This is a genomic window from Mycobacterium sp. E2733, from assembly GCF_001667585.1.
Taxonomy (GTDB): domain Bacteria; phylum Actinomycetota; class Actinomycetes; order Mycobacteriales; family Mycobacteriaceae; genus Mycobacterium.
The window spans coordinates 1-18906 of sequence record NZ_LZJZ01000100.1 but is presented as its reverse complement, the minus strand read 5'-3'; the positions used below and the strand labels follow the sequence as shown (position 1 = coordinate 18906).

The window sequence follows — 18906 nt, the reverse complement described above, 5'->3', positions numbered from 1 at the left end:
CGGTAAGCGGCAAAACATCAGCAAAAGCGCGCAACTCCGGGGTGCCGCCACGCGGAGTTACGACCCGGGTTCAGTCCTCGGCGTGCCGCTCGTAGTCCCATCGCTCCAGGCGGGCTTGCAAGTTCAGCAAGCCGAACCCGGCGATCGGAGCGGCGGCCGCAATGCAGGCCAGCAGCAGCGGAGTCATCCCCTCAACCTCCCAAAACCCTTCGCTGATATGACGTTCGTCGACCACCAGAAGTTCATTACCGCTCACCAGCCCGCCAGGGCGCGATCTGCCAGCGCACCCATCACCGGCGCCAGCAACTGCGCGTACTCGGTCGTCACGTGGTTGTCGTCGCGGAACACCAGGGTGTTGCCGACGATCATCGGGCAGTGGTCGGGGGTGCAGAACAAGTCGGTGAGATCGGCGTACTGACCGCCGGCGCCCGTGGTTGCCGCCCGCTCGGCGGCGATGCCGTCGTCATCGACCGCGGCGGAGCGCGACGGCGCGCAGGCGCCGGCGTCGTCGAGGTGGGCGGAAAGGCAGGCGGGCACCGAGGAATGCGGATCGGGGGCGGGTCCCAGAATCAGTACGGCCGCGCCGGTGCTGCGCAATTGCGCCACGGTCCGGCCCAAGGTGTCGATCCAGGCCGGGTCGTAGGAGGTGAAGCTGAAGTCCGCGCCGTAGCGCCGGCTCATGTCCACCACGACAAGGCGCGGGTGTTCGGCGGCCACGCGGCCCATGATCTGGCCGCGCCACTGCTCGCACTCGGTGTACTCGCGGCCCAGGTACGGGCTGAGGATGTGCAGATCCTGCAGCGGGCAGGTCACCTTGGCCAGCGTCTCCAACCGCCAGTGGCGCTGCTCGGCGACCTGCTGGAAGGCCGGGTCCCACATGGCGGCGTGCGAGTCACCGACCAGCGCCACGGTCGTCGGCGACGCGACATCGCCTGTCGCGCAGTCGTTTTGCCCGACCTCGCGCCAGGAGCGCACGCATCCGTTGACGAAGACGGCGGCCTTGTCGGCGGGCGCTTCGGCAAGTGAGGGATCCAGGTTGGCGGGAACGGCTTTCAGGTTCGCCGATGCGGCGACGGCCGCGCGGGCCTGCGCGAAGCCCTGACGAACCGCGGCTTCCTGCGCACTGAGGTTGGGGACGCCGCTGGGCGGCACCGTGACGATGTTGACCCGCGGGGCGGCCGCCCCATGACCGGCCGGCACCGGCACCACGTTCAGCAGCAGCACGCAGGCGCACGCGGCGGCCGCGCTGGCGGCGCCCGCGACGGCCAGGCTGGCCTTCGCCGAGTGGCGCAGGGCGGCGGCGAACCGGCCGGGGTTTTCGACCAGGTGCAGGGTGATCACGGCCAGGCCCGCCGAGACGGCCGTCGCGGTCAGCTTGGCCGGCAGGCCGGCCGGCTCGCCGAGCAGCGCCGGCATGAGCAGCAGCACCGGCCAGTGCCACAGGTACCAGGAATAGGAGATCCGGCCCATTGCGCGCATCGGCGGCCGGCACAGCAGCCGGCCGGCCCCCAGCCCGCGGGTGACGCTGCCGGCGCCGATGACCAGCGCGGTGCCCAGGACGGGCAGCAGCGCGGCGGTGCCGGGGTAGGGGGTCCGGGCGTTCAGCTGCGTGCAGGTCAGCACGATCAGCGCAAGGCCGCCCCACCCGGCGATCGACGCGGCCAGCAGCGACAGGTGCCGCCAGTGCTGGATCGACAGGGCCACCAGGCCGCCCGCGGCGAGTTCCCAGGCGCGGGTCGGCAGCGAGAAGAATGCCCAGGGCGGCGACGTCCTGGTCCACAGGACGGCCGCCGCCAACGACGAAGCCCCCACCAATCCCAGGACCATCGCATACGGTGTCGCCCGCGCCGCAGAGTCCCGCAGCGCCGGGACGCGCCTCACCAGCCAGGCCGTGCCGATGATCAGGACCGGCCAGACCAGATAGAACTGCTCCTCCACGCCCAGCGACCAGTAGTGCTGGAACGGCGACGCCAGGTGCGCGGTCAGGTAGTCGGTGCCCTGGGTGGCGAACCGGTAGTTGCCGACATAGAGGGCGCTGGCGATGCCGTCGACAAACACGCTGCGCGCCTGCAACGGCGGCAGCACGACGGCCGCGCCGATGGCGGTGATGACGCCGACGACGGCCGCGGCCGGCAGCAGGCGGCGGGCGCGCGCCCCGTAAAAGCGGCCCAGCGCAACGGTATTGGTGGTGCTCACTTCGCGGACCAGCATCCTGGTGATGAGGAACCCGGAGATGACGAAGAACACGTCCACGCCGATGTAGCCGCCGGTGACGCCCGGGATGCCCGCGTGGTAGAGGACGACCGCGATGACCGCGACGGCCCGCAAGCCCTCGACGTCGGGGCGAAATCCGGTCTGTTTCGCCGCCCGCTCCTCGGGGCGGGGGGGAAGTTGGTTCGGCCGGCCGGTCATCGGTCTCCGCTAGGACGCCATCCAGGCAAGCTCGCCGGGCAATTGCGCCCGCCAGTAGACGATGTCGTGGCCGCCCAGCGAGAAGCTGCCCGCCGGCGGCGTCTTCAGCTGGTTCACGAATTGCCGCGTGGCCGAGTAGAACCGGTCGAAGGTGCCGCAATCCACGCGCAGCGGAATCTGCGACAACGCCGGCAAACCCAGCACGCTGTTCCGCGTAAAGTCGTCATTGCTGTCGAACGCCTTGGGGGCGCTGTCGGCGAACGAGGTGTACAACGCCGGGCTGATCGCGCAGATCCCCGCGGTTTGAGCCGGCCCCAGCTTGGCGCCCAGGTGCAGCGCCCCGTAGCCCCCCATCGACCACCCCATGAAGCCCACCCGGGAGGTGTCGAAACCCATCGTGGAGAGCATCGGCAGCAGCTCGTCGAGCACCATCGCGCCGGCGTCGGTGCCGTCGGCACGTTTGTGCCAGTAGGAGTCGCTGCCACCGTCGACGCCCACCACCGCGAACGGCGGCTTGCCCTCCTTGACCAGCTGGGCCAGGCCCCTCTCGACACCGCAGTCGAGCATCATGTTCGCGTCGCCGTCCTTGCCGTGCAGCGCGATCACGGGGCGCAGCATCCCGGTTTGGCCGGGCGGCAAGGCGATCACGTAGTTCGTCTTCACGCCCCCGCGGGCGGCGGAGACGAACGAACCGGTGAGCTTGGTCGGGAGGTTGCTGCTCGCCGCCGACGGCTCGAACGGGGCCGGAGCCTGCGGCAGCGTCGCGGCTAGCGGCCTGACCGGATCGAGCAGGGCGCTTAAGGCGAACACGCCAGCGGCTCCCAGGCCGGTGCTGGCTCCCATCCTCAGCACCGCCCGGCGTGTCAGGTCAGGCATGATCGCAATAATGCCGCGCTGACCCGGCATTCCCGCCCGAGCCACGCCGAAATGGAAGCATTGTGTGATCTCGCGTGACCGATCGGTCTCCAACCGGTTACCTGTGGTGTCCCAAATGGCGGGTCTGGCGGGCGACTTGCGGCGCAGTGCTGCGGCCTTTATTGCGACGCCTGCCGGCGCGGCCCTGCGCGGCAAGACCGAACCTATCCCCTTGTGCCACAAGGTAATACATCCTGGCTGAGCCCCACCCTGGCCGCCCAGATGGCCGGGTCCAGCGGCATTCGGGCGGCCGGCTGCTGCTCAACGTCGTCACCGGCGGCGAACCGCACGAGCAGCGACGCTCATCGCGGCCCTCGGCGGCGCGCCATGCCTGGCGTGCGGGTACTTGGTTGCGACGGCCGTCATCAGCGTGGTCGCCACGGCACTGATCCGCGACCAGGACCTGCATCTCTGAGCTACCTTCGCACTATTGTCGTTCCCGTCGGGGAGCCGCGAGGAAGCGAGAAGGCAATGACTGACGCGAACGTCGCCGGTTTCGAGCGGCTGTACGACGAAGCGGCACCATTCGACGGGCGGGTCCCCTGGGACATCGGCGGTCCGCAGCCGGCGGTGCAGCAGTTGGTGGCGTACGGGGGAATCCGCGGCGAGGTGCTCGATCCGGGGACGGGCCCCGGTTATCACGCCATTCACTTTGCGGCACAAGGGTATTCGGCGACAGGGATCGACGAATCGCCGTCGGCCATCGAGCGCGCCAAGCGCAATGCAGAGCGGGCCGGAGTCCAGGTCGATTTCCAGGTGGCCGACGCCACCAAGCTGGAGGGGTTCGAGGGCCGGTTCGACACGGTGGTCGACAGCGCCTTCTATCACGTCTTCCTCAACGACGGGGTCATCCAGACGCGGTACGCGCAGGCGCTGCACCGGGCCACCAAGCCGGGGGCGCGCCTGTACATGTTCGAGTTCAGCCCCCACAACGTCAACGGCCTGCAGTGGACGGCCATACCCGCCGACAATTTCGAGCGGGTCTTCGGTGCCAACGGGTGGCGCATCGACTACCTGGGCGGCACGACCTACCAGGCCCGCTTTCTGAAGGAGACATTCGACGCCATGAAGACGTTCGCGTCCGAGCAGCAGGGCGAGATTCTGCAGCGGATGCGGCCGTTGGTGCACCGGCTCGGCGTCATCGACCCGCTGCTGGAAGACCACCGGGTGCACCTCCCGGTTTGGTCCGTGGTCGCCACCCGCCTGGACTGAACACCGGCGGCAAGGCCGGCATGGCTAGCACTCCTCAACTGCGCCAAGGGCTGTCGCAGCGCCAGCTCAGCATGATCGCGCTCGGCGGCGTCATCGGGGCCGGTTTGTTCGTCGGCTCCGGCGTGGTGATCAAAGACACCGGCCCGGCGGCGTTCCTGACGTACGCGCTGTGCGGGCTGCTGATCGTCCTCGTCATGCGCATGCTGGGTGAAATGGCGGCCGCGGACCCGTCGACCGGATCGTTCGCCGATTACGCGGCCAAGGCCCTGGGCGGCTGGGCGGGGTTTTCGGTCGCGTGGCTGTACTGGTACTTCTGGGTGATCGTGGTCGGCTTCGAGGCGGTCGCGGGCGGGAAGGTCCTCAACTACTGGTTCCACGCGCCGCTGTGGCTGCTGTCGCTGTGCCTGATGGTCTTGATGACGCTGACCAACCTGTTCTCGGTCTCGTCGTTCGGCGAATTCGAATTCTGGTTCGCCGGAATCAAAGTCGCGACCATCGTGATCTTTCTCGTGGTGGGCACGGTCTTCATCCTGGGTTTGGCGCCGGGCCATGCCGGGGGACTGGCGAACCTCACCTCGCACGGTGGGTTCTTTCCCAAGGGCGTTGGGGCCGTCTTCGCCGCGATAGTGGTGGTGATCTTCTCGATGGTCGGCGCCGAGATTGTCACCGTGGCCGCCGCCGAAAGCCGGGACCCCGAACTCGCGGTCCAGAAGGCGACGAGATCGGTGGTCGCGCGGATCGGTGTCTTCTTCGTCGGTTCGGTCTTCCTGCTGGTGGTCATATTGCCTTGGGACTCAGTGGAACTCGGCGCCTCGCCGTATGTGGCCGCGCTGAAGCACCTGGGGCTGCGCGGCGCCGACCAGGTGATGAACGCCGTGGTGCTCACCGCGGTGCTGTCGTGCCTGAACTCCGGGCTGTACACCGCGTCGCGCATGCTGTTCGTGCTCGCCGACCGGGGCGAGGCGCCGATTCGGTTGATCAGGCTGAGCGGACGTGGCGTTCCGCACATCGCCATCCTGTGTTCCTCGGCGGTGGGTTTCGGCTGCGTCGTCATGGCGCGCGTCGCGCCCAACACCGTGTTCCTCTTCCTGCTCAACTCGTCGGGCGCCATCATCTTGTTCGTCTACTGGCTGATCGCGCTGTCGCAGATCGTCCTGCGCCGCCGCACCCCCGCGGAAAAGCTGCGGGTGAAGATGTGGTTCTTCCCGGGGTTGTCCATCCTCACCCTCGCCGGGATCACCGCCGTGCTGGTGCAGATGGCGTTCGACCGCTCGGCGCGCAGCCAGCTGTGGCTCAGCCTGCTTTCGTGGGCGGTGGTGGTCGGGTTGTACTTCGCCGCCCGAGCCCGCGGCCGGGTCGGTGTACGCGCCGTGGATTGAGACTTGCGCATCAGCGTTATCGCCCGCTATCGACGCGACGGGCGTGACGCGGGGCGCCCCGTCGGCTCAGCCGGTTTTCGTCAGCAGCACCGCCTGCTCGAACGGCAGCCGGGCGAACACCGCCCTGCCCCGTGTCACGTGCTGGGCAGCCTCGGCCTTGGTGACCACCCGCGGATCGGCGATGCCGAAGCTCTTGCCGTTGCGGCGCATCCGCCCGCCTCCCGCGGCGGTCAGGTTTTTCAGCCAGTCCCGGTTCGGGCCGTAGGTCAGCAGGATCGCCACCCCGGGCTTGCCGTCGACATCTGCGCTGAACACATTTACCGGAGTGCGGTACGGCTTGCCCGAGCGGCGGCCGACGTGTTCGACGATGGCGAACGGTGGCAGCCAGCCGGCCCACAGCCGCTGAATCGGATTGGTGACGTGACGGTTGAACCGGGCGAGCCCCTGCGGCATCTGCACACCGCTATCCAACTCGCCGCCGCCCCCTGGCATCAACCCAACTTCTCCGTACCAACGGGTCTACTGTCTTGACATGGGCGAGTCGCCAGGTGACGAAGCGGCCCAGCGCGCCGAGGAACTGCTGCGCAGGGGTCGGGACCTCGCCGCGCGCAAGCCCATCACCCCCGAGGACGTCGAGCGCGCGACCGATCGCGCCAAGCATGCCCACGTGCGGGACGTGGAGGCGCACCGCCGCGATCAAGATCGTCACTATGAAGCGGCCGTCGCGCACGAGCGGGCCGCCGAAATTCACGAGTTGGCGGTCGCCGAGGGCCTCGGGGACGTCGAAGAGCATCGGCGCGCGGCGGAAAGAGAACGCGAGGCCGCCCTCCGCAATTTTCAGGCCGCGCAGGAAGCCGAGCACCACGAAGAGGCCTGACTGCTACACCCTGTAGTTGAACCGGCCGCGGAGGCTGGGACACTGGTTGTCATGGGAAGCAGTGACCAGGCGACCGCGCACGCCGGGACGACGGCGGTGTCGGCCCGGCTGTTCGCCGATGCCTGCGCCGTCATCCCCGGCGGGGTGAACTCGCCGGTGCGCGCGTTCACCGCGGTGGGCGGGACCCCGCGCTTCATCACCGAGGCGCGCGGGTGCTGGCTCACCGACGCCGACGGCAATCGCTACGTCGACCTGGTCTGTTCGTGGGGCCCGATGATCCTCGGGCACGCGCACCCCGCCGTCGTCGAAGCCGTCACCACGGCCGCCGCGTCCGGCCTGTCGTTCGGCGCACCCACCCCGGCGGAGAGCCGGCTGGCCGGCGAGATCATCGGACGGGTGGCGCCGGTCGAACGGATCCGGCTGGTCAACTCCGGCACCGAGGCCACGATGAGTGCGATCCGGCTGGCCCGCGGGTTCACCGGCAGGCCCAAGATCGTCAAATTCTCCGGCTGCTACCACGGCCACGTGGACGCGCTGCTCGCCGACGCCGGCTCCGGGGTGGCGACGCTGGGCCTGCCGTCCTCGCCGGGTGTCACCGGGGCGGCGGCGGCCGACACGATCGTGTTGCCGTACAACGACATCGACGCCGTACGCGGAGCCTTCGCCGAGTTCGGCGACCAGATCGCCGCGGTGATCACCGAAGCCAGCCCGGGCAACATGGGCGTGGTCCCACCCGCGGCCGGATACAACGCCGGGCTGCGCACGATCACCGCCGAGCACGGCGCGCTGCTGATCGTCGACGAGGTGATGACCGGGTTCCGGGTCAGCCGAAGTGGTTGGTACGGAATCGATCCCGTCGCGGCCGACCTGTTCACGTTCGGCAAGGTGATGAGCGGTGGCTTGCCAGCGGCCGCGTTCGGCGGGCGCGCCGAGGTGATGGAGCGGCTGGCGCCGCTGGGGCCGGTGTATCAGGCCGGCACGTTGTCCGGCAATCCGGTCGCGGTGGCCGCGGGGTTGGCGACCCTGCGGGCCGCCGACGCCGCGGTCTACGCCGCGCTGGACGCCAACGCCGACCGGCTGGCGGGCCTGCTCTCCGAGGCGTTGACGAACGCCGCTGTGCCGCACCAGCTTTCGCGGGCCGGCAACATGCTCAGCGTGTTCTTCGGCGACGCCCCGGTGACCGACTTCGCGTCCGCGCGGGCCAGCCAGACGTGGCGCTATCCGCCGTTCTTTCACGCCCTGCTGGACGCGGGCGTCTACCCGCCGTGCAGCGCGTTCGAGGCCTGGTTCGTCTCGGCGGCGCTGGACGACGCGGCGTTCGACCGGATCGCCGAAGCCCTGCCCGACGCGGCCCGCGCGGCCGCCCAGGAGGACAAGCCCTGATGGCCGAGCAAACCCGGGTGCACGTCGTGCGCCACGGCGAGGTGTACAACCCCAGCGGCGTCCTCTACGGCCGGCTGCCCGGATTCCACCTGTCCGACCGGGGCCGTGAGCAGGCGGCCACGGTCGCCGATGCGCTGTCCGGCCGCGACGTCGTCGCGGTCATCGCCTCCCCGCTGCAGCGGGCGCAGGAAACCGCCGCTGCCATCGCCGCCAAGCACGACGTCGCCGTGGACACCGACCACGACCTGATCGAATCGGCGAACTTCTTCGAGGGTCGCCGCGTCGGCCCGGGCGACGGCGCCTGGCGCGACCCGCGGGTCTGGTGGCGCCTGCGCAATCCGTTCACCCCCTCATGGGGCGAGCCGTACGCCGAGATCGCGGCGCGGATGACGACCGCGGTGGACAAGGCCCGCGCCCGCGGGGCCGGCAGCGAGGTGGTGTGCGTCAGCCATCAGCTGCCGGTCTGGACGCTGCGGCTGCACCTGACCGGCCAGCGGCTGTGGCACGACCCGCGGCGCCGCGAGTGCGGGCTGTGCTCGATCACCACGCTGGTGTACGAGGGCGACCGGCTGGTCGACGTCGAGTACCAGGAGCCGGCGCGCTGAGCATGTGGCGACTGGCGATGGCCGGGGTCGTACTGACGACCCTGGTCGTCGGCTGTTCGTCCGGTCGCGACGCGGTAGCTCAGGGCGGCACCTTCGAATTCGTCTCGCCCGGCGGGAAGACCGACATCTACTACAACCCGCCGTCCAGCCGCGGCCACCCCGGCCCGCTGTCCGGGCCGGACCTGGCGGACCCGGCGCACCCACTGTCGCTGGACGATCCGATCTTCGCCGGCCGCGTCGTCGTCATCAACATCTGGGGGCAGTGGTGTGGTCCGTGCCGGGCCGAGGTGAGCCAACTGCAGCAGGTGTACGACGCCACCCGCGACAAGGGGGTGTCGTTTCTCGGCATCGACGTGCGCGACAGCAACCGGCAGGCGGCGCTGGATTTCGTCAACGACCGCCACGTCACCTTCCCCTCCATCTACGACCCGGCCATGCGCACGCTGATCGCGTTCGGCGGCAAGTACCCGACGACTGTGATCCCGTCCACGCTCGTCCTGGACCGTCAGCATCGGGTCGCGGCGGTATTCCTGCGCGAGCTGCTGGCGGCCGACCTGCAGCCCCTGGTGCAGAAGGTGGCCCAAGAGTGACCGGGTTCACCCAGATCGCCGCCGCCGGACCGCTCCTGGTGGCCCTCGGCGCGTGCCTGCTGGCGGGGTTGGTGTCGTTCGCCTCGCCCTGCGTGGTGCCGCTGGTACCCGGCTACCTGTCGTACCTGGCGGCCGTCGTCGGTGTCGACGAGCAGCCGCTGCCGGGCCAGGTCAAGGCGCCACCGTCGGCGCGGTGGAGGGTCGCGGGCTCGGCGGCGCTGTTCGTCGCCGGGTTCACCACGGTGTTCGTGCTCGGCACCGTCGCGGTTCTGGGCATGACGACCGCCCTGATCACCAACCAGCTGCTGCTGCAGCGGGCCGGTGGCGTGCTGACGATCATCATGGGGCTGGTCTTCGTCGGCCTGATCCCGGCCCTGCAGCGCCAGGCCCGGTTCAGCCCGCGGCAGCTGACGACGGTCGCCGGGGCGCCGCTGCTGGGCGCCGTGTTCGCACTGGGCTGGACGCCGTGCCTGGGGCCGACGCTGGCCGGCGTGATCACCGTGGCCTCGGCCACCGACGGCGCGAGCGTGGCCCGCGGGATCACGCTGGTGATCGCGTACTGCCTGGGGCTGGGCATCCCGTTCGTCTTACTGGCATTCGGCTCGGCCGGCGCGGTCGGGGCGTTGGGCTGGCTGCGGCGCCACACCCGGGCCATCCAGATCTTCGGCGGCGCGCTGCTCATCACTGTCGGCGTGCTGCTGGTCAGCGGCGTGTGGAACGACTTCATCTCCTGGCTGCGCGACGCCTTCGTGTCCGACGTGAGGCTGCCGATTTGAGCGCCCCCGTAGAGCCGCGAGCAGACGCAAAATCGCACGAAAAGGCCCGTCCGAGTGCGATTTTGCGTCTGCTCGCGGCACTTGGCGCCCGGGCCCGCAACACCTGGCGCGCGCTGACGTCGATGGGCACCGCGCTGGTGCTGCTTTTCCTGCTCGCGCTGGGAGCGATCCCCGGGGCGCTGCTGCCCCAGCGCAGCCTCAACGCCGGCAAGGTCGACGACTACCTCAAGGCCCACCCGGTCATCGGCCCGTGGCTGGACCGGCTGCAGGCGTTCAACGTGTTCTCCAGCTTCTGGTTCACCGCCGTCTACGTCCTGCTGTTCGTCTCGCTGGTCGGTTGCCTGACCCCGCGCATGATCGAGCACGCCCGCAGCCTGCGCGCCACCCCGGTGGCCGCCCCGCGCAACCTGGTCCGGCTGCCCAAGCACGCCAGCGCCCGGGTCGATGCCGAGGCCGACGAGCTGAACGCTTTGGCCAACGAGATCACCGGCCGGCTGCGCGGCTGGCGCACCGCCATCCGGCATGAAGGCGAAGCCGTCGAGGTGTCCGCCGAAAAGGGCTATCTGCGCGAGTTCGGCAACATCGCCTTCCACTTTTCGTTGCTGGGCCTGCTGGTTGCGGTGGCCGTCGGCAAGCTGTTCGGCTACGAGGGCAACGTCATCGTCATCGCCGACTCCGGCCCCGGCTTCTGCTCGGCCTCGCCGGCGGCGTTCGATTCGTTCCGCGCCGGCAACACCGTGGACGGCACGTCGCTCAACCCCATCTGCATACGCGTCAACGACTTTCAGGCGCACTACCTGCCGTCCGGGCAGGCCACCTCGTTCGCCGCCGACATCGATTACCAGGCCGGGCATGATCTGGCGGCCAACAGCTGGCGGCACTACCTGCTGGAGGTCAACCACCCGCTGCGGGTCGGCGGCGACCGGGTGTACCTGCAGGGCCACGGCTACGCGCCCACCTTCACGGTGACGTTCCCGGACGGGCAGACCCGCACCTCGACCGTGCAATGGCGCCCCGACAACCCGCAGACGCTGCTCTCGTCCGGGGTGGTGCGCGTCGACCCGCCCGCCGGCAGCTACCCGGGCGCCGCCGAGCGCCGCCAGCACGAGATCGCGATCCAGGGCCTGCTGGCGCCGACCGAGCAGCTCGACGGCACGCTCCTGTCGTCGCGCTTCCCGGCCCTGAACGCCCCCGCGGTGGCCGTCGACATCTACCGCGGCGACACCGGCCTGGACACCGGGCGGCCGCAATCGCTGTTCACACTCGACCCGCGGCTGATCCAGCAGGGCCGGCTGACCAAGGAAAAGCGCGTCAACCTGCGCGCCGGACAGGAAGTGCGGATCGAAGCGGGACCGGCGGCAGGCACCGTCGTCCGCTTCGACGGCGCCGTGCCGTTCGTCAACCTGCAGGTCTCCCACGACCCGGGGCAGGCCTGGGTGCTGGTCTTCGCCATCACGATGATGGCCGGCCTGGTGGTATCGCTGCTGGTGCGCCGGCGCCGGGTGTGGGTCAGGCTCACTGTGGCTGGTGGCGAGGCGGGCGGTACCGTGAACGTCGAACTGGGCGGGCTGGCGCGCACCGACAACTCCGGGTGGGGCGACGAGTTCGAGCGGTTGACCGAGCGGGTGCTCAACGGCCTGGGCGAGCCCGGCGTGGTGACGCCCCCCGCGTCCAGAAGGAGTTCTCAGGTGGACGTCAAATGAACACGGTGCACGTCAACATCGGGTTGGCGCGGTACTCCGACTGGGCGTTCACGTCTGCCGTGGTGGCGCTGGTGATCGCGTTGCTGCTGTTGGCCTTCGAGCTGGCGTATGCCGGCGGCCGCCGCGTCGACCGGCGCGAGCAGATGCTGGTCGGCGCGGTGTCGTCCGACGGCTTCACCCCGGGCATCGTGGAGGACGCCCCCGGGCGGCCGCTGGACGAACGCGTCGGGCGGGCCGGGCTGGCCGTCGTCTACCTCGGCATCGGGCTGCTGCTCGCCTGCATCGTGCTGCGCGGCCTGGCCACCCTGCGGGTGCCGTGGGGCAACATGTACGAGTTCATCAACCTGACCTGCATGTGCGGCCTGCTCGCCGGGGCCTTCGTGCTGCGCCGCCCGCAATACCGCCCGCTGTGGGTTTTCCTGCTGGTGCCGGTGCTGATCCTGCTCACGGTGTCCGGCCGCTGGCTGTACACCAACGCCGCGCCGGTGATGCCCGCGCTGCAGTCCTACTGGCTGCCCATCCACGTGTCGGTGGTCAGCCTGGGCTCCGGGGTCTTCATGGTCGCCGGCATCGCGAGCATTCTGTTCCTGCTGCGCACGTCGGGGCTCAGTGATCCTGACACCCGGGGCGCGCTGGCCCGGATGGTGCGGCAGTTTCCCGACGCGCAGACTTTGGACCGGGTCGCCTACCGCACCACGATCTTCGCCTTCCCGGTGTTCGGCTTCGGGGTCATCTTCGGTGCGATCTGGGCGGAGGAGGCCTGGGGCCGGTATTGGGGCTGGGACCCCAAGGAGACCGTGTCCTTCGTCGCGTGGGTGATCTACGCCGCGTACCTGCACGCCAGGTCGACGGCGGGATGGCGGGACAGGAAGGCGGCCTGGATCAACGTCGCGGGGTTCGTGGCCATGGTCTTCAATCTGTTCTTCGTTAACCTGGTCACTGTGGGCCTGCATTCGTATGCGGGCGTGGGGTGACCGCCAGCGACCGACCCAAGTGAAACTAAGGGGGAGTGCACGTGTCCGACCATCCAACGACGGGCGTGGGGGTGCCCGATCAACCGACCACGCAATTGCCTCCGCAGGAACTCTCCGCCAACGCTGACGAATCGGCGGCCGACGGCGGTGAAGCGCCAACCCGCGCCTTCGCCGGATTCCGCACCGAGCGGCGGGTCGCCGGACCGGAGCGGCGCGAGGCGGCGCCGCCCACCACGCCCAGGCCCGCGGGGATGCCGCCGTGGGACGCCACCCCGGTGACCGGCATCGCGCGGGTCGACCCGACCGCTTACGGCGCCTACTACAACGGCCCGGCCGACGCGCCGCCCCCGCAGGCGCCGGCGCGACCCGAGTCGCTGCCGCACACGCCGTACCCGGAGCTGTCCACCGGCATGTTGCTGCGGCCCGTCAAGCCGCCGCCCTCCGAGGGCTGGCGCCGGCTGCTCTACGACCTGTCCGGCCACCTGATCAACCTGGGTGAGGGCCCGCGGGCCGCCCGCTACAACAACCTGGTCGCGCAGGTGAACCGGCCGTTGCGCGGGTGCTACCGGATCGCGCTGGTGTCGCTCAAGGGCGGCGTCGGCAAGACGACCATCGCCGCGACCATGGGCGCCACCTTCGCCTCCATCCGCGGCGACCGGGTGGTGGCGGTCGACGCCAACCCGGACCGCGGCACCCTGAGCCAGAAGATCCCGCTGGAGACGGCGGCGACCGTGCGCCAGCTGCTGCACGACGCCGGCACCATCGAGCGCTACAGCGATGTCCGCCGCTACACCTCGAAGGGCCCGAGCGGGCTGGAAGTGCTGGCGTCGGAAACCGACCCGGCCATCTCGGAGGCGTTCGCCGCCGCCGACTACACCCGGGTCTTGGACGTCCTGGAGCGGTTCTACGGCTTGGTGCTCACCGACTGCGGCCCGGGACTGCTGCATTCGGTGATGTCCGCGGTGCTGGAGAAGGCCGACGTTCTCGTCGTGGTCAGCTCGGGATCCATCGACGGGGCGCGCAGCGCGTCGGCGACGCTGGACTGGTTGGACGCCCACGGCCATGAGGAGATGGTCCGCAACTCGATCGCGGTCATCAACGGGGTGCGCTCGCGAACGGGCAAGGTCGACATGAACAAGGTGGTCGACCACTTCTCCCGCCGCTGCCGTGCGGTCCAGATAGTGCCGTTCGACCCGCACCTCGAGGAGGGCGCCGAGATCGAACTGGACCGGCTGAAGCGGTCGACCCGTGAGGCGCTCACCGAGCTGGCCGCTATTGTCGCCGACGGGTTCCCGGGCGACCCGCGCAACCCCGGGGTCGCGTAGCGCCTTAACGCGGGTTGTTGTCCCCGTGCCCTAACCGTCGTAAGAAGTCTGGGTCGTCGTCGGGTCCGATAACGCGCGTCTTCGGCCGGTTGGCTTGGGACCGAGCCGTCCGCCAGCCAACGTAGATCAGCGTCCCCAACATCAGGACGAGCAGCAGGTAGAGCACTCAACACCTCCTTGGTCGAATATACCCGCGTCGTAGGCTCTCCCTGTGTCAGAAGGAGCTGGCGGCAACAGCACCGGGGACGGCGTGGACGAGGGCGTGCCACAACGCGCCGGCCATCGGGCGGTCGTCGACGTTCTGCTCTACGCGGCGGCGCGGCTGCTGCTGGCGGTGGCGCTCGCCGCCGCGATCTACGGGGTGGCGCGCCTGATGGGAGTCAGCCAGTTCCCCATCGTCGTCGCCGCGTTGTTCGCTCTCATCATCGCCATGCCCCTGGGCATTTGGCTGTTCGGCCCGCTGCGCCGGCGCGCTACCGCCTCGCTGGCGATCGCCGGTGAACGCCGGCGGCGGGAGCGCGAGCAATTGCGGGCGCGGTTGCAGGGCGAGGCGCCGACCGACGACGCGTGAGAGCGTTCAGAAGTTGGGCATCCGGACGACCTGCGCGGCGTAACTGAGGCCCGCGCCGTAACCGATCAGCAGGGCGAGGTCGCCCGGCTTGGCCGCCCCGGTTGCCAGCAGCTCGGCCATCGCCAGGGGGATGGACGCCGCCGAGGTGTTCCCGGTGTGCTCGATGTCGTTGGCGACGACGGCGTCAGGCCGCAGCTCGAGGCTCTTGGCCAAAACCTCGTTGATGCGGCTGTTGGCCTGGTGCGGCACGAACACGTCGATCTCGTCGGGCCTGACGCCCGCCGCGTCCATCGCCTGCCGGCCGACCTTGCCCATCTCGAACGCCGCCCAGCGGAACACCGCGCTGCCCTCCAGCCGCAGGAAGGGGCGGGGGCCCGTCGGGCTGTCCATGTAGTCGATCCAGTCGATGTCCTGGCGTATCGCCAGGGCCTGCTCGCCGTCACTGCCCCAGACGGTCGGCCCGATGCCCTGATCGGGCGTCTCGCCGACCACCACGCCCGCCGCGCCGTCGGCGAAGATGAAGCAGTTGGTGCGGTCCTGCATGTCGACGGTGGGCGACAGCTTCTCCGAACCGAGGACCAGCACCTTGGCGGCGGTCCCGCCGCGGATCATGTCCGCCGCGACGCCGAGCGCGTAGCCGAAGCCGGCGCAGCCCGCCGAGACGTCGAACGCGGGCACGCCGGTGGCACCCAGCGCCGCGGCGACGGCCGGGGCGCAGGCCGGGGTCTGCAGAAAATGCGTGCTCGTCGCGACGATCACGCAGTCGATGTCGGAGGGCGTCAGCGCGGCGTTCGCGATCGCCTGCCGCCCGGCCTCAGTGGCCATGGATGCGGCGGATTCGTCGCGGGCGGCGAACCGGCGGGTCTTGATCCCGGTGCGGGAGAAGATCCATTCATCGGAAGACTCGATGTTCTCGCAGATCTCGTCGTTGGTGACCACCCGTTCGGGGCGGTATGCCCCGACGCTGAGCATGCCGATGTTCTTCGGTCCACTGGTCGCGGCGATCTGCTTCACTGCTGTCCCCGATCGGTGCTCGCTGTGAACGGCCATCGGTCCCGACGCCGGTCCCTCATTGTTATCGGATCCGGTCGCGCCATTTCACTCGAGTGTGCATTTACGGCGGCGACACGCCGTAAAACCGCGCCACCGGTGCACAGTCAACGCCGCGGGCGCACGGTCGATCAGCCGGCCAGCGCCAGGGCCGCGGACACCGCGATCGCCCAGGCGACCATGGCCAACCCGGTATCCCGCAGCACGGGAATCAACTCCGGGCCGCCGCGTCCCGACCGCACCGGACCCGCCGCGCGCAGCGCCAGCGGTGTCGCACCGAATCCCACAGCGCACCACGGCGTCGCCGCCATCAGCACCAGGGTCAACACCCCGGCGGTCGCCAGCAGCGTCTGGTACAGGACGCGGGTGCGCGCGTCGCCCAGCCGGACGGCCAGGGTGATCTTCCCCGACTGCGCGTCGGTCGGAATGTCCCGCAGGTTGTTGGCCACCAGCACCGACGACGACAGCGCCCCGATCGACACCGCCAGCGCCAGGCCGACCCAGTCCACCCGCAGCGCCTGCGTGTACTCGGTGCCGAGGACGGCCACCAGGCCGAAGAACACGAACACCGCGACCTCGCCAAAACCGGCGTAGCCGTAGGGTTTCGAGCCGCCCGTGTACAGCCACGCGCCGGCGATGCACACCGCGCCCACCGCGATCAGCCACGGCGCGCTGACGAGCGCCAGCACCAGGCCGGCCGCCGCCCCGATCGCCAGGCTCGCCACCGCGGCGGTCAGCACCGAGCGGGGGGAGGCCAGCCGCGAGCCCACCAGGCGCACCGGCCCGGCCCGGTCGTCGTCGGTGCCGCGGATGCCGTCGGAGTAGTCGTTGGCGTAGTTGACGCCGACGGTCAGCGCGACCGCGACGGCCAGCGCGAGCAACGCCTTCCACCACACGGCGGATCCCAGCCACGCCGCCGCGCCGGTGCCCGCGACCACCGGCGCCACCGCGTTGGGCAGCGTCCGCGGCCGTGCACCGGAGATCCACTGCCCGAAATTGGCCACGCACGCATCCTGCCAGGAGGCCGGCGCGCCCCCGCACCCGCGATCGGCGTGGGGCCATGCACCACAATGGGCGAATGCTCGGAGTCATCGGCGGCAGCGGCTTTTACACCTTCTTCGAGTCCGACACCCGCGCCGTCGACGTCGACACACCGTACGGCCCGCCCAGCGCCCCGGTGACGGTCGGTGCCGTCGGGGGCCACGAGGTCGCGTTCCTGCCCCGGCACGGGGCCACGCACCAGTTCTCGGCGCACACCGTGCCGTACCGGGCCAACATGTGGGCGCTGCGCAAGCTCGGGGTGCGACGCGTCTTCGGCCCGTGCGCGGTCGGCAGCCTGAACTTCAACAACGGGCCGGGCGCGGTGGTGGTGCCCGATCAGCTGGTGGACCGCACCAGCGGCCGGCCCGACACATACTTCGACTCCGGCGGCATCCATGTCGACTTCGCCGACCCGTACTGCCCCACCCTGCGCGCCGCGGTCGCCGGCCTGCCCGGCGTGGTCGACGGCGGCACCATGGTGGTGATCCAGGGGCCCCGGTTTTCCACGCGTGCGGAAAGCCAGTGGTTCGCCTCCGCCGGGTTCTCACTGGTCAACATGACCGGCTACCCGGAGGCGGTACTCGCCCGGGAACTCGAGATGTGCTATGCCACAATCGCTTTGGTCACCGACCTGGACGCCGGTGTGGTGGCCGGCGAGGGCGTGACGACCGTCGAGGTGTTCGCCGAATTCGAGAAGAACATCGGGCCGTTCAAAGAGCTGGTGCGCGAGGCCATCGGCCGTGTCGCCGACGAACGCAACTGCACACACTGCCTGCCGCACACCGGCGTCACGCTCCCCGTCGATCTGCCGTGAGGGTGTTGCTCACCGGGGCGGCCGGTTTCATCGGTTCGCGGGTCGCCGCGGCGCTGTGGGCGGCAGGTCACGAAGTGGTCGGCGTCGACGCCATGCTGCCGGCGGCGCACGGCCAGAACCCGGTGCTGCCGCAGGGATGTCACCGCGTCGACGTCCGCGACGCCGACGCCCTGGCGCCCCTGCTGGACGGGGTGGACCTGGTCTGCCATCAGGCGGCGATGGTCGGCGCCGGTGTGGACGCCGCCGACGCGCCTGCCTACGGCGGCCACAACGATTTCGCCACCACGGTGCTGCTGGCGCAGATGTTCGCCGCCGGGGTGCGCCGCCTGGTGCTGGCGTCGTCGATGGTGGTGTACGGACAGGGCCGTTACCACTGCGGGCAGCACGGGGACGTGGACCCGCTGCCGCGGCGGCGCGAAGACCTCGACGCCGGGGTCTTCGAACACCGCTGCCCGATCGGGGGCGAGGAACTGCAGTGGCGCCTGGTCGACGAGGACGCCGCGCTGCGGCCGCGCAGCCTGTACGCGGCCAGCAAGACCGCGCAGGAGCACTACGCGCTGGCGTGGACGGAGGCGGTGGGCGGTTCGAAGGGCGGCTCGAATGGCGGCTCGGTGGTGGCGTTGCGCTACCACAACGTCTACGGCCCCGGGATGCCGCGCGACACCCCGTATTCCGGGGTGGCGGCCATCTTCCGGTCGTCACTCGAAAGGGGCGAGCCGCCAAGGGTTTTCGAGGACGGCGGCCAGATGCGGGACTTCGTTCACGTCGACGACGTGGCCGCCGCCAACCTCGCCGCCGCGGTTGCCGATGTCGACGGCTTCACCGCGGTCAACGTCTGTTCGGGGCGGCCCGTCTCCATCCTGCAGGTGGCCGGCGCGCTGTGCGAGGCGCGCGGCGGTTCGCTCTCGCCGGTGATCACCGGTCAATACCGCAGCGGCGACGTGCGCCACATCGTCGCCGATCCGTCCCGGGCGGCCGAGGTGCTCGGCTTCCGCGCGGCAATCGACCCGGCCGAGGGCCTGCGCGAGTTCGCGTTCGCCCCGCTGCGCTGATCGCCCTAAGCCTGCGGCGGCCGGTAGATCTTGGGCTTCTGAACCGGAATCTGTCGCGTCGCGGAGTCGTCGCCCCGGAAGAGCCGTGGGCCGGTGGTGATGCGGGTGGTGTCCGTGGCCGACGGCGGGGCTGCGTGACCCACCGGGACGCGCGCCCTCGGGGCACCAACTCCGGGCCCCGAAACATACCGATAAACAGGCCAAAGAAGTACCGGCCGCGCAAGCAT

Annotated in this window: 20 protein-coding genes; 13 read left to right on the top strand and 7 right to left on the bottom strand. The window is 70.3% G+C overall.

Annotated features, from left to right (window positions below; all coding sequences use genetic code 11):
• Positions 1–70: 70 nt before the first annotated feature.
• Genes A5678_RS28015 through A5678_RS18215 form a run of 3 tightly spaced genes read right to left on the bottom strand, consistent with a single transcriptional unit; the run spans position 71 to position 3297 of the window.
• The gene (locus tag A5678_RS28015; protein ID WP_068044832.1) at positions 71–256 is read right to left on the bottom strand and encodes a hypothetical protein; all 186 of its coding nucleotides are present in this window, start codon (positions 254–256) and stop codon (positions 71–73) included.
• Positions 253–2412, bottom strand: a complete 2160-nt coding sequence (locus A5678_RS18220) for an acyltransferase family protein (RefSeq protein WP_068044829.1) — start codon at positions 2410–2412, stop codon at positions 253–255. The genes A5678_RS28015 and A5678_RS18220 overlap by 4 nt, the downstream gene beginning before the upstream one ends.
• 9 nt (positions 2413–2421) lie before the next feature.
• Entirely contained in the window at positions 2422–3297 is an 876-nt protein-coding gene (locus tag A5678_RS18215) for an alpha/beta hydrolase family protein (protein WP_197502190.1), read from the bottom strand.
• Positions 3298–3798: 501 nt separating this feature from the next.
• On the opposite strand from A5678_RS18215, the gene A5678_RS18210 reads away from it, so the two are divergent.
• Both A5678_RS18210 and A5678_RS18205 read left to right on the top strand, forming a co-directional pair.
• Entirely contained in the window at positions 3799–4539 is a 741-nt protein-coding gene (locus A5678_RS18210; protein ID WP_156746973.1) for a class I SAM-dependent methyltransferase, read from the top strand.
• Positions 4540–4559: 20 nt separating this feature from the next.
• Positions 4560–5918, top strand: a complete 1359-nt coding sequence (locus A5678_RS18205; protein WP_068044828.1) for an amino acid permease — start codon at positions 4560–4562, stop codon at positions 5916–5918.
• Between the two features lie 66 nt (positions 5919–5984).
• Here the strand turns inward: A5678_RS18205 and A5678_RS18200 are convergent, their stop codons facing one another.
• Positions 5985–6377: a nitroreductase family deazaflavin-dependent oxidoreductase gene (locus A5678_RS18200; RefSeq protein WP_068044825.1), complete on the bottom strand. Its 393-nt coding sequence runs from the start codon at positions 6375–6377 to the stop codon at positions 5985–5987.
• 73 nt (positions 6378–6450) lie between these two features.
• On the opposite strand from A5678_RS18200, the gene A5678_RS18195 reads away from it, so the two are divergent.
• From A5678_RS18195 to A5678_RS18160, 8 genes are all read left to right on the top strand, one after another.
• Complete coding sequence (locus tag A5678_RS18195; RefSeq protein ID WP_068044824.1) at positions 6451–6795, top strand: hypothetical protein; 345 nt, start codon at positions 6451–6453, stop codon at positions 6793–6795.
• Positions 6796–6846: 51 nt separating this feature from the next.
• On the top strand, positions 6847–8178 hold the full coding sequence (hemL, locus tag A5678_RS18190) for a glutamate-1-semialdehyde 2,1-aminomutase (protein ID WP_068044822.1): 1332 nt from the start codon (positions 6847–6849) through the stop codon (positions 8176–8178).
• The gene (locus A5678_RS18185; protein WP_068044821.1) at positions 8178–8783 is read left to right on the top strand and encodes a histidine phosphatase family protein; all 606 of its coding nucleotides are present in this window, start codon (positions 8178–8180) and stop codon (positions 8781–8783) included. Before hemL ends, A5678_RS18185 begins: the two co-directional genes overlap by 1 nt.
• A 2-nt stretch (positions 8784–8785) precedes the next feature.
• Complete coding sequence (locus A5678_RS18180; RefSeq protein ID WP_068044820.1) at positions 8786–9373, top strand: TlpA disulfide reductase family protein; 588 nt, start codon at positions 8786–8788, stop codon at positions 9371–9373.
• Entirely contained in the window at positions 9370–10149 is a 780-nt protein-coding gene (locus A5678_RS18175) for a cytochrome c biogenesis CcdA family protein (protein ID WP_068044819.1), read from the top strand. The genes A5678_RS18180 and A5678_RS18175 overlap by 4 nt, the downstream gene beginning before the upstream one ends.
• Positions 10150–10271: 122 nt before the next feature.
• Positions 10272–11852, top strand: a complete 1581-nt coding sequence (locus A5678_RS18170) for a cytochrome c biogenesis protein ResB (protein ID WP_068044909.1) — start codon at positions 10272–10274, stop codon at positions 11850–11852.
• Positions 11849–12826: a c-type cytochrome biogenesis protein CcsB gene (gene ccsB, locus A5678_RS18165; RefSeq protein WP_068044817.1), complete on the top strand. Its 978-nt coding sequence runs from the start codon at positions 11849–11851 to the stop codon at positions 12824–12826. The genes A5678_RS18170 and ccsB overlap by 4 nt, the downstream gene beginning before the upstream one ends.
• Positions 12827–12921: 95 nt before the next feature.
• Complete coding sequence (locus tag A5678_RS18160; protein WP_231983711.1) at positions 12922–14151, top strand: MinD/ParA family protein; 1230 nt, start codon at positions 12922–12924, stop codon at positions 14149–14151.
• 4 nt (positions 14152–14155) lie between these two features.
• Here the strand turns inward: A5678_RS18160 and A5678_RS27250 are convergent, their stop codons facing one another.
• On the bottom strand, positions 14156–14317 hold the full coding sequence (locus A5678_RS27250) for a hypothetical protein (protein WP_156746972.1): 162 nt from the start codon (positions 14315–14317) through the stop codon (positions 14156–14158).
• A 96-nt stretch (positions 14318–14413) separates the two neighbouring features.
• Here A5678_RS27250 and A5678_RS18155 point away from each other — a divergent pair, with 96 nt between their 5' ends.
• Positions 14414–14722 carry a DUF4229 domain-containing protein gene (locus A5678_RS18155; protein WP_197502189.1) on the top strand — a complete coding sequence of 103 codons (309 nt, stop codon included), beginning with the start codon at positions 14414–14416 and terminating at the stop codon, positions 14720–14722.
• A 6-nt stretch (positions 14723–14728) separates the two neighbouring features.
• Here A5678_RS18155 and fabH read toward each other — a convergent pair whose 3' ends face one another.
• Together fabH and A5678_RS18145 are read right to left on the bottom strand one after the other, a co-directional pair.
• On the bottom strand, positions 14729–15736 hold the full coding sequence (gene fabH / locus A5678_RS18150; RefSeq protein WP_068044816.1) for a beta-ketoacyl-ACP synthase III: 1008 nt from the start codon (positions 15734–15736) through the stop codon (positions 14729–14731).
• A 167-nt stretch (positions 15737–15903) separates the two neighbouring features.
• Positions 15904–16776 (bottom strand): 1,4-dihydroxy-2-naphthoate polyprenyltransferase, encoded by an 873-nt coding sequence (locus A5678_RS18145; RefSeq protein ID WP_068044813.1) that lies wholly within the window; start codon positions 16774–16776, stop codon positions 15904–15906.
• Between the two features lie 74 nt (positions 16777–16850).
• Between A5678_RS18145 and A5678_RS18140 the strand changes: the two genes are divergently transcribed.
• The gene (locus tag A5678_RS18140; RefSeq protein ID WP_068044811.1) at positions 16851–17627 is read left to right on the top strand and encodes an S-methyl-5'-thioadenosine phosphorylase; all 777 of its coding nucleotides are present in this window, start codon (positions 16851–16853) and stop codon (positions 17625–17627) included.
• Positions 17624–18679, top strand: coding sequence for an NAD(P)-dependent oxidoreductase (locus A5678_RS18135; RefSeq protein ID WP_068044809.1), 1056 nt, complete (start codon positions 17624–17626; stop codon positions 18677–18679). Before A5678_RS18140 ends, A5678_RS18135 begins: the two co-directional genes overlap by 4 nt.
• Positions 18680–18906 lie beyond the last annotated feature (227 nt).